The sequence below is a fragment of the Aquidulcibacter sp. genome, assembly GCF_049239865.1.
Taxonomy (GTDB): Bacteria; Pseudomonadota; Alphaproteobacteria; order Caulobacterales; family Aquidulcibacteraceae; genus Aquidulcibacter.
The window spans coordinates 1-9,561 of record NZ_JBMLTR010000003.1 but is presented as its reverse complement, the minus strand read 5'-3'; the positions used below and the strand labels follow the sequence as shown (position 1 = coordinate 9,561).

The following is a 9,561-nucleotide window of genomic DNA, read 5'->3' as shown; positions in this document are numbered from 1 at the left end:
CGTCCGGCAGGTCTGCAGACTCTGCAAATGCGAGTACATTGTCCAAAGTCCAACTCGCGGGGGCAAAGAATGGACCAGAGTCGGGGCCGAGCTCGCGCAGCATATCTGGCTGCGCGACCAAACGCTCACGACCAAAAAAGGCGGAATCAAAGCTCACGGCGGCCCCATCGCGAATCACTGGCGTGATCATCTGCCTGAAGTCTGCGGCCGCCTAGTCCTGATTGGGGAAAAACTGCATCAACAGCGATGCTTTCTGCTGAAGATTAAGTATGGCCTTCGGTAATCGGTGTTTCGACCTGTTCAGGCATGCCGCTTCGACTTGATGCGACGGGCGGGGCGGGGCATAATGCGCGCTGAAGAGGAAAATTCCCGTGCTCACAAAAATCTTTACGTGGTGGAATGGTGCAACAATTGGTGCGCTGTTTGATATCGCAAAGCGTGCAACTTTGGTGGGCGAGGATGACCAAGGCAATCGCTATTTTGAAGAGCGCAAGGCAACCCTCGAAGGGCGCAAGCGCCGCTATGTGCTTTACAAGGGCTATGCAGAGCCGTCACGCGTGCCTGCTGACTGGCATGGCTGGCTTCACCACACGTTTGAGCAACCCCCGACAATTGAGCCGTTCGTGCTGAAGTCGTGGGAAAAGCCGCACCTGCCGAATTTGACAGGAACTGTCTTTGCCTATCGGCCAAAGGGCAGCTTGGCTGGAGCAGGTGAGCGCGCCAAGTCATCCAGCGACTATGAGTCTTGGTCACCTGAATAATGAAACGGGCAAGTGGCAAGGCCATGTTCGATGCAAAGAAGCTGAGTTGGCTGGCGCTGGGGTCGGCCTGCATTGCGCTCGGCAGCGGTGCGGTTATTGCGCAGACCGCAAATCCAGAAGCTAATTCGACTGGGCTGCGGCCTGCCTTGAGTGGCAGTGCGGCCAGCGATCCGGCCAAGGCCACGAAAGCGACCAGCCCTGCGGCGACAAGTGGGGGAATTGATCCTGAACTTGGTCCGATTGCAGAACCCGAAGAAGGCGATGTTGCCCCAGCATACCGCCAAAATGGCACGGGTACTTGGATGACACCGGAAGACGAAATGCGCGCTCGCATCCGGCGTGAAGCTTTAAGCCAAGCAGAAGCCGAGCAGCAGGCCTTAGCGGCCAGTGGCTTGGTAATGCCCCGATTGGTTGGCCCCAATATCCCTCTTGTACCGCTTGAACTTTTGTTTCCACCTGAAGCGCTCGAGACTGGGCCCAAGACCGTGCGCGAAATTCGTGGCACGGGGGTGATGATCGGGGCTTTGGACCGCGAGAAGGGGACCAATGTCCGCGTGCGCGTTCCGGTTGGCAGTCAGGTCACCTATGGGTCTTTGCGTCTGAAGTTATCCGCTTGTTATGCTTCCAATCCAGAGGATCCCATGGAAGCTTGGGCCTATGTCGAAGTTTCCGATATGGGACGGCAAAATACCAATCAATTGGCCGTTTTGCCCCAGCGCAACCGTCGCGACATGCGGGAAGCCAATAAGGAACGCGTATTGCGCAAAGGCTGGATCATTGCGTCCAGTCCTGCCGTGACCCCGATTGATCATCCGACTTACGATATGTGGCTGGTTAGTTGTGAAGGGGCAGTTGCGCCGCCAAGTGCAACTCAATCGTCTCTAAACAAAGCGCGCCCGCGCTCTGAAGGCAAAGCGGGCGCGGCAGGTCCAGATACAGCGGCAACGGTACCGGTTGCGCCGGAGGCAGATCCAGGTGAGTCTGAGCCGCGAACAGGTCCTGTTCCTGCGGCTCCGGCACCAGCAGCCCCGGCACAGGGAAAATCGAAGGGCACGTAATCGCTTCGGCTAAAAGCATATGATAGGTCTTGCGATTGACCTCCAAGGTGCCGAATTGCATCAAATGATCGGTCAAAAACTGCGTGTCTAGCAGGCGAAACCCGCCTGCTATCAGATGCGCGACCAGATGGACAAGGGCAATTTTGCTGGCATCGCGCGCGCGCGAAAACATGCTCTCGCCAAAGAAAGCCGCCCCGAGACGAACCCCATAGAGCCCCCCCACCAAGTCACCTTCGTGCCAAGCCTCGAAACTAAAGCCATGCCCGCGGCGGTGCAGACCGTCGTAAAGCTCTAATACTGGCTGATTGATCCAGGTCTCAGTCCGCTCGCCACTGGGTGCCGCGCACAATTCCACCACCTCACGAAAGGCTTGGTTGATGGTCACCACATAAGGGGTCGTGCGGACCGTGCGCTTGAGGCGTCGCGGGATATGGACTTGGTCTAGCGGAAGGATGCCGCGTTGGTCTGGATCAACCAGAAACAGGCGCGGGTCATCCCGCCCGTCTGCCATCGGGAAAGTCCCCCGCGCATAGCATGCTAAAAGCTCGTCCGGGCCAAAGCCCTTGCTCATGCACGCGGTTCCTCAGCTTGTTCGGCTAACCATTTCTCCAGCCAGTGGATATTGTAGTCGCCATCAATGATGTCGCGTTCTTGCACCAGTCGCAGGAAGAGCGGGATCGTCGTCTTCACCCCGCCAACGACCATTTCAGCCAGAGAACGCCGCAACCGCATCAGGCATTCATTGCGGTTACGACCATGTACGATCAGTTTTCCGATCAAGCTGTCGTAATAAGGCGGAATCTTATAGCCAGTATAAATGGCTGAATCCAAGCGTACGCCCAAGCCACCTGGGGCGTGGAAGTCCGTAATGGTACCGGGCGACGGGGCAAAGGTAACAGGATCTTCGGCATTGACCCGGCACTCAATCGCCACACCCTCAAACACAACTTCTTCTTGAGTGAAGGACAAAGGCATGCCGGCGGCAATCCGAATTTGCTCGCGCACCAAGTCCACACCAGTAATCATCTCGGTGACGGGGTGCTCTACTTGCAGGCGGGTGTTCATTTCGATGAAATAGAAGCGGCCCTCTTCATAGAGAAATTCGATGGTGCCGACGCCCAAATAGCCCAGCGATTTGATGGCCTTGACCACGATGTCGCCAATCTCGGCGCGCTCTTCAGCGTTCAGCGCGGGTGAGGGGGCTTCTTCCCAAACCTTTTGGTGGCGGCGCTGAAGCGAACAATCGCGCTCGCCCAGATGAACCACATTGCCGAACTCGTCTGCGATCACTTGGATTTCGATGTGGCGCGGCTTGCCGAGATATTTCTCGAGGTACACCGTGTCATCACCGAAGGCGTTTTTGGCTTCGGTGCGGGCCATGGAAAGCGCGACCGACAACTCATCCTTGGAATGGGCCACCTTCATCCCGCGACCACCGCCACCGGCGGAGGCCTTAACCAGCACGGGATAGCCAATTTCTTCGGCTACCGCCAAAGCGGTCTCATCGTCTGAAATGCCACCGTCAGAACCTGGCACCACGGGAATGCCGGCAGCCTTTACGGCAGCTTTGGCGGCAATCTTGTCGCCCATCATGCGGATGTGTTCAGCGCGCGGGCCGATAAAGACGAGGCCATGCGCGTCAATGATTTCGGCAAAGCGTGCATTTTCCGACAAAAAGCCATAGCCAGGATGGATAGCCTGCGCGCCAGTAATTTCGCACGCTGCGATCAGGGCTGGGATATTCAAATAGGATTTCGCAGCGGCGGGCGGGCCCAAACAGACGCTTTCATCGGCCAAGCGTACATGCATCGCGTCCGCGTCCGCTGTTGAATGGACCGCCACGGTGGTGATTCCCATTTCTTTGCAGGCGCGGTGAATCCGCAGGGCAATCTCGCCGCGGTTGGCGATCAGAACTTTATCAAACACCTGTGTGTCTCCTGATTATTCGATCACGCAGAGCGCTTCGCCATACTCAACGGGTTGTGCATCATGGACGAGAATCGCTGTGACGGTGCCAGAACGTGGCGAAGGCACAGGGTTCATGGTCTTCATCGCTTCGATGATGAAGAGCTGCTGGCCTTCCTTCACCGTGTCGCCCACTTTGATAAAGGCAGCAGCACCGGGCTCGGGCTGAGTATAGACGGTGCCAACCATGGGCGAGGCGACTGCTCCTGGGTGTTTGGCAGGATCAGCTGCTGGGGCCGCCGCTGCCGCTGCGGCTGGCGCTGGTGCGGCTGGCATTGCTGCTACTGGTGCCGAAGCAACTGGCACTTGGGCATGAACCATTTGGGGGGCGACGCTGGCTTGCCGCGCAACGCGCACCCGAACCCCTTCGTTTTCTACTTCAATCTCGCTCAGGTCTGTGTCGCGCAAGATACGCGCAAGATCCTTGACCAATTTTGTGTCGAATCCTGATTGGCTCATTCGTCTCTCCTGTAGGCCAGCTTTGGGCCTTGGTTTGTTGGGGCAAAAGGGTCAGCTTTTGACCGATAGTTTCTTGGCGAGGGCTTCTATGCCCAGCACGTAAGAGTGCAGACCGAAGCCCGCGATTGTGCCGGTGGCAGCCATACCGACATAAGAATGATGACGAAACGCTTCGCGCCGCAAAGGATTCGACAAATGGATCTCTATGACAGGAATGCTCATAGCCTTGATCGCATCATAGATCGCAAGCGAGGTGTGGGTCAGCGCGCCAGCATTGAGCAAAACGCCCGCACCTTGGTCACGGGCTTCTTGCAGCCAATCAACCAATTCGCCTTCGCTATTGGACTGACGGAAGACAAGCTTAAACCCCAAGGTTCCGGCCAGCGCAGTGCAAGCGGCTTCCACATCCGCCAGCGTATCGGTCCCGTAAATCTCAGGTTCGCGCGTGCCCAACAGGTTGAGGTTTGGCCCATTGAGCACAAAAATCGCTTTTTCCATGAACTAGGTGTAACCTTGCTTTGCCTAAAGGGAAAGGTGGACTTGCTGAATTGGTTGCATCTTATGACTACTTTCCTGCACAACTGCCTTGATCAAACCAGCCAAGCCCGCCCATATCACGCGCCAAAGAGGGTGCGATGATCATTTATCTCAATGGTGAAGAACATCAGATTGAAGCCGGGACCAGCTTGACTACGTTGGTCTCGGGCTTGGTCGCTGATCCACGTGGCGTGGCGATAGAGCGTAACCGCATGATCGTGATGAAGTCGCAATGGGATCAGACCATTTTGGCCGACGGCGACCAATTGGAATTTGTGCAATTTGTTGGCGGGGGATGAGGGTTTGACCGAAGCAGCTAAAGACCTCAATCACGATGATAGCTGGACCGTTGCCGGGCGCACCTTTAAATCGCGCCTGATCATCGGCACGGGCAAGTATCGCGACTATGCCCAGAATGCGGCGGCGGCAGAGGCTGCGGGCGTTGAGATCGTCACGGTTGCTGTTCGGCGGGTCAATTTGTCAGACCCCAGCCAGCCGCGCTTGACCGACTATGTAGACCCCAAGCGCTATACGTATTTGCCCAATACGGCGGGCTGTTTCACCGCCGAAGATGCGTTGCGCACGCTGCGCCTTGCCCGCGAAGCTGGCGGCTGGTCTCTGGTGAAGCTGGAAGTGTTGTCCGACCAAAAGACGCTCTACCCGGATATGATTGAGACGTTGGAAGCCACCAAAGTGCTGGTGAAAGAGGGTTTTGACGTCATGGTCTATTGCACCGATGACCCCGTGTTTGCGCGCAGGCTGGAAGATGCAGGCGCGTGCGCCATTATGCCATTGGGCGCGCCGATTGGATCGGGCCTCGGAATTCAAAACCCCGTCAATATTCGCTTGATCGTCGAAGCAGCCCGCGTGCCAGTCTTGGTCGATGCAGGCGTTGGCACCGCTTCAGAAGCTGCAATTGCAATGGAACTTGGTTGCGATGGGGTCTTGATGAATACCGCCATTGCCGAAGCCAAAGACCCCATCCGCATGGCACGCGCCATGAAGCATGCGGTTCTTGCCGGTCGCGACGCCTATTTGGCTGGCCGCATGGGACGTAAGCGCTATGCCGACCCATCCAGCCCCTTGGCCGGCCTGATCTAGCCGCGCTATCTGCGTCAACAGCTTGACGCTTTTACAGTGCGGGCCTACCCCGCCCACACACCGGGGAGCCCCACGATGAGGGGCTGAGAGGCCATAAACAGTCCAGAAGGATTGTCGCGTGGCGACCCGTAGAACCTGCTCCGGATCATGCCGGCGAAGGGAGGGGACACTATGACTTTATCACTCGTAATTCTCGCCGTGGCGCAAGCTGCGCAACCTGTTTCTCAACCTGCAGAATCAGACCTTATCGAGCTTGGCAGTTCCATCAAGGAAACCGAACTCGTCACCGTTCGGGGACGTCAGGAATTCAAGTTCAATACCGCTGCTGCCGCAACGATCATCCGCGCAGATGGGGTTGCTTCAGTCGACGATGTGGCGACAGCCGTCCCCGGCGTTTGGATGGTCAATGACCAAGACCCCGGTACCAATATCCTCTCGATCCGAGGTGCAACGACCGACCGTTTGCAGCAGGCTTCCGTCGCCATGGTGCTCGACGGTGTGCCTTTGGCCGATACGGAGCTGTTCACGCCACGCCTTTATGATGTCCACGTGATAGAGGTTTTAAAGGGACCGCAGGGAGCACTTTTTGGCAAGAATGCCTCAGGCGGCGTGATTGGCATTCGCACTGGGCAAAGTATCTCTTATCTTGAAGCCACCGCAGGCAATGGTGGTTTGGGCGAGATTGAGGCTGCCCATAGCTTCGAACTTGGTGCCGACTGGAATTTGCGGGCCTCGGGCCTGTGGTCTTCTGCTGATGGCTGGATCAAGAACACCACGCTCAATCGTCTGGTCGATTCCGTTGAAACCCGCAGCGCACGTCTGCGTCTGACTGGTCCCGCTTTAGGCTGGAACTTTGACTTCAGGCTTCAATATCTGGAAGATGAAGGTGGGGCCGCTTGGGCGAGTTCTAACAATGTGACGGGCAAGAATGCAGGCCGTCTCTCTGGCAAAGTCCTGATCAAGCCAATCGGCGATTATCCCGGCCAATCGAAACGACGCTGGGGGCAGGGGGTTGCGAAAGCTTCACGCCCATTCGCTGACGGCACTTTGTCGGCCTATGTCGCCAGGGATTCCTATGCCAAGCGTTGGGACGAGGAATTGGATTATCGGCCGGGGCCTTTGACCTTCTTTGGCTTTCCGGCCTTCCCAAATGGTATTCAGCCTATTCGCCAGCCCATTGATATCCGCGCCACCACGGCAGAAGTGCGCTGGGTGTCGAGTGATAATCAGGACTTCACCCATCAATGGGGCCTTTTCGTTCAAGACACCGACAAGGACCGCACCGACGATTTTGGCCCCTTGTTATTCGGTGGCCCAGCGCCGCGTTATCTGACGCGATCTCATCAGACTTCTGTCTTTGGCGGCCTAGGCTATCAATTGACCGATGCATTTAAGCTGGAAGCACAAGGTAGGCTGGATCGGGATGAGCGATCGCAGACGATATTGAGCCAAGTTGGCGGACCGGCGATCTCCCGCCGCGAGGGCACGTTTGAGCGTTTTCAGCCCCGTGTGACGGCGCAATGGCTAAGCGGGGATACCAATCTATTCCTCACTTATGGCGAGGCCTATCGCCCCGGTGGTTTCAACCCGACCCCAGCCGCCAGCTCCATCTGGAAGGCTACCTATCAGCCAGAGATCACGACCTCGTTGGAATTGGGCTGGAAACAGCAATTGCCTAATGTGTCTGGCAGGCTGGAGCTCAATGTCTTCTCCAATAAGGTAGAAGACTACCAAAACTATACGTTCATCGACAATCAGTCGGTGACCTTGAACGTGGACGAAGTGACGGTGAGGGGCCTAGAGGCCAGTATCTTCCTAGAGCCCTTGGACGGCCTCGACCTGTCGGCCAGCTATGCTTTGGCCGATACCAAGATTGAGCGCTTTATCGCCACCGATCCGCTTTTGGGTTCCCCCGCCACGCGGGATTATAGCGGCAAGGCCATCCCCAATGCGCCCAAGGATACGGGTAAAGTCTCAGCGAAATATAGCGTAAGCCTTGATGAGGTTTATCTAACCGGGCGCATCGACGCCAATTATGCCGGCAAGACCTTTTATGAGATCGACAATGTGCTCTATTCCCCGGCGCGTTGGTGGACCGACCTGACATTCACCGCAAGGCGCGGCGATTGGACTGCAATTCTGCATGCCCAAAATGTCACTGACGAACGCTGGGCCATTTCCGCCTTTGGCCAAGGCATGACAGGCTTGTTGGCAGGTCTTGGCCCCGGCGGCCCGTTTGACACATTCACCATCAACCGCGGGCGCAAAGTCACCTTTAGTCTGCGACGGGAGTTTTAGGTCATGGCTTTTACCGATGATGTCTGGGCGGCAGCCGCCAAATTGCGCGAAGCCGTCCACGCCCACCCCTTTAACACCGAACTTTCGGCCGGCACTTTATCCCGCGAAGCCTTTGCGCATTATATGATCCAAGACAGCTTGTACCTTCAGGGCTATGCGCGGGTTCTGGCTTTGGGTGCGGCGAAAGCCCCGGCAGCGGATGAAATCTTGGAATTCTCTAAAGCTGCTGAAGTGGCCATCATTGTCGAGCGTGCGCTACATGCCGGTTACCTTGAGCAATTCGGCATTGATCCCCGAGCGGCAGAAACGGCAGCCGCGACACCGGCTTGCGAGGCCTATGTGAATTTCATGCTGGCCACAGCCGTCACCGATAGTTTCGCGGTTTTGGCAGCCGCCGTCTTGCCATGCTTTTGGCTCTATCAAGATGTCGGTACCACGATTGCCAAGCAGGGCGAGCCCAAAAATTTCTATCAGGCTTGGATTGATACTTATGCGGACGAAAATTTCGCGGCGGCAAGCGAGCGCATGAAGGCCATCGTCAATGCAGCCGCCGAAGCCGCAGGGCCAGCAGAGCGTGCGCGCATGCAGGCCGCTTTCCTGCGGTGCGCTCAACATGAGTGGCTATTTTGGGACAGCGCCTATCACCAAAAAGACTGGCCTGTTCGCCCATGACGCGATGCCTGATGCATTTGTGTATCAGTGCGTTCAACTTATTGCGAAAACCGCTCTTCATGTCAGCTAAGCCGCTTGAAGCAGGCTCAAGTCAGTCCATAAAGGTGAAAAGAGGAAACGCACCCCATGGGCCTATTCGACAGCATCAAGCGCGAGGTTACATTTTTTTCGGCCTTAAGTCGCACCAATAATTGGATGAAAGACTTAAGCCCGGACAGCCAAGTCTTGCTGCCGGACAATTGGGAAGCGATTTGCGACCAATTTAATTCCAAGCCCGCCATCATGTTTGAGGGTAAAACCTGGACCTATGGCCAATTTGACGGGCGCGCGAACCTTTATGCGCATTGGGCGGTGTCGATTGGTCTGAAGGCGGGCGACGTGGTGTCGCTCTTCATGCAGAATCGGCCAGACTATTTGGCCGCTTGGTACGGCCTTACCAAGGTTGGCGTGATCGTCGCCTTGATCAATCACAATCTGCAAGGTCCCTCGCTTCTCCATTGCGTGACTATCGCCAAGTCCAAAGCGGCAATCGTCGGCGCGGAGCAGGCCGATCTTTGGAGCACGATTGATGGTCAACTAACTGGCGTGTCAGTTTGGGCTGCTGGCGGTCTAATCCCCAACGCCAATGACTTGGACCGCGCCTTAAACGCGCAGAGCAATAAGCGGCCCTCGCGCGCTTATCGCGAAATGCTGACCGCCAAAGACCCCTG

11 protein-coding genes, 1 pseudogene and 1 riboswitch are annotated in these 9,561 nt (G+C 56.7%); of the genes and pseudogenes, 7 read left to right on the top strand and 5 right to left on the bottom strand.

Features of this window, described 5'->3' with window-relative positions:
* On the bottom strand, nt 1–190 hold a 190-nt coding region (locus tag ACOVRA_RS00090), incomplete at its 3' end, for a hypothetical protein (protein WP_421718543.1).
* 181 nt (nt 191–371) lie between these two features.
* Between ACOVRA_RS00090 and ACOVRA_RS00085 the strand changes: the two genes are divergently transcribed.
* Together ACOVRA_RS00085 and ACOVRA_RS00080 are read left to right on the top strand one after the other, a co-directional pair.
* Entirely contained in the window at nt 372–761 is a 390-nt protein-coding gene (locus ACOVRA_RS00085; protein ID WP_290803153.1) for an NADH:ubiquinone oxidoreductase subunit NDUFA12, read from the top strand.
* Nucleotides 761–1,819, top strand: a complete 1,059-nt coding sequence (locus ACOVRA_RS00080) for a DUF2155 domain-containing protein (protein WP_421718542.1) — start codon at nt 761–763, stop codon at nt 1,817–1,819. The genes ACOVRA_RS00085 and ACOVRA_RS00080 overlap by 1 nt, the downstream gene beginning before the upstream one ends.
* Before the next feature lie 55 nt (nt 1,820–1,874).
* Here the strand turns inward: ACOVRA_RS00080 and aat are convergent.
* From aat to aroQ, 4 genes and pseudogenes are all read right to left on the bottom strand, one after another.
* A pseudogene (gene aat / locus ACOVRA_RS00075) lies at nt 1,875–2,330 on the bottom strand (leucyl/phenylalanyl-tRNA--protein transferase); the annotation flags it as partial.
* Nucleotides 2,331–2,386: 56 nt separating this feature from the next.
* Nucleotides 2,387–3,745, bottom strand: coding sequence for an acetyl-CoA carboxylase biotin carboxylase subunit (accC, locus tag ACOVRA_RS00070; protein ID WP_421718541.1), 1,359 nt, complete (start codon nt 3,743–3,745; stop codon nt 2,387–2,389).
* Nucleotides 3,746–3,760: 15 nt separating this feature from the next.
* A complete protein-coding gene (gene accB / locus ACOVRA_RS00065; RefSeq protein ID WP_421718540.1) occupies nt 3,761–4,243 on the bottom strand; it encodes an acetyl-CoA carboxylase biotin carboxyl carrier protein in 483 nt (160 codons plus the stop codon).
* 51 nt (nt 4,244–4,294) lie between these two features.
* Entirely contained in the window at nt 4,295–4,741 is a 447-nt protein-coding gene (gene aroQ, locus ACOVRA_RS00060; protein WP_298227242.1) for a type II 3-dehydroquinate dehydratase, read from the bottom strand.
* 137 nt (nt 4,742–4,878) lie between these two features.
* Between aroQ and thiS the strand changes: the two genes are divergently transcribed.
* The 5 genes from thiS to ACOVRA_RS00035 form a co-directional block, all read left to right on the top strand.
* The gene (thiS, locus tag ACOVRA_RS00055; protein WP_290803164.1) at nt 4,879–5,079 is read left to right on the top strand and encodes a sulfur carrier protein ThiS; all 201 of its coding nucleotides are present in this window, start codon (nt 4,879–4,881) and stop codon (nt 5,077–5,079) included.
* A 4-nt stretch (nt 5,080–5,083) separates the two neighbouring features.
* Nucleotides 5,084–5,881 (top strand): thiazole synthase, encoded by a 798-nt coding sequence (locus ACOVRA_RS00050; protein WP_421718539.1) that lies wholly within the window; start codon nt 5,084–5,086, stop codon nt 5,879–5,881.
* Between the two features lie 51 nt (nt 5,882–5,932).
* Nucleotides 5,933–6,060: riboswitch (TPP riboswitch) on the top strand.
* Nucleotides 6,053–8,179 (top strand): TonB-dependent receptor, encoded by a 2,127-nt coding sequence (locus ACOVRA_RS00045; RefSeq protein WP_421718538.1) that lies wholly within the window; start codon nt 6,053–6,055, stop codon nt 8,177–8,179. It overlaps the preceding riboswitch by 8 nt.
* A gap of 3 nt (nt 8,180–8,182) precedes the next feature.
* Nucleotides 8,183–8,851 (top strand): thiaminase II, encoded by a 669-nt coding sequence (gene tenA, locus ACOVRA_RS00040; RefSeq protein WP_421718537.1) that lies wholly within the window; start codon nt 8,183–8,185, stop codon nt 8,849–8,851.
* Between the two features lie 126 nt (nt 8,852–8,977).
* Nucleotides 8,978–9,561: AMP-binding protein (locus ACOVRA_RS00035; protein WP_421718536.1), on the top strand; the 584-nt coding region annotated here is incomplete at its 3' end.

Bases quoted from the DNA above. Each gene is read 5' to 3' on its own strand.
- ACOVRA_RS00080 (WP_421718542.1), top strand. From the start codon at position 761: ATGAAACGGGCAAGTGGCAAGGCCATGTTCGATGCAAAGAAGCTGAGT.
- tenA (WP_421718537.1), top strand. From the start codon at position 8,183: ATGGCTTTTACCGATGATGTCTGGGCGGCAGCCGCCAAATTGCGCGAA.
- aroQ (WP_298227242.1), bottom strand. From the start codon at position 4,741: ATGGAAAAAGCGATTTTTGTGCTCAATGGGCCAAACCTCAACCTGTTG.
- ACOVRA_RS00045 (WP_421718538.1), top strand. From the start codon at position 6,053: ATGACTTTATCACTCGTAATTCTCGCCGTGGCGCAAGCTGCGCAACCT.
- accB (WP_421718540.1), bottom strand. From the start codon at position 4,243: ATGAGCCAATCAGGATTCGACACAAAATTGGTCAAGGATCTTGCGCGT.
- thiS (WP_290803164.1), top strand. From the start codon at position 4,879: ATGATCATTTATCTCAATGGTGAAGAACATCAGATTGAAGCCGGGACC.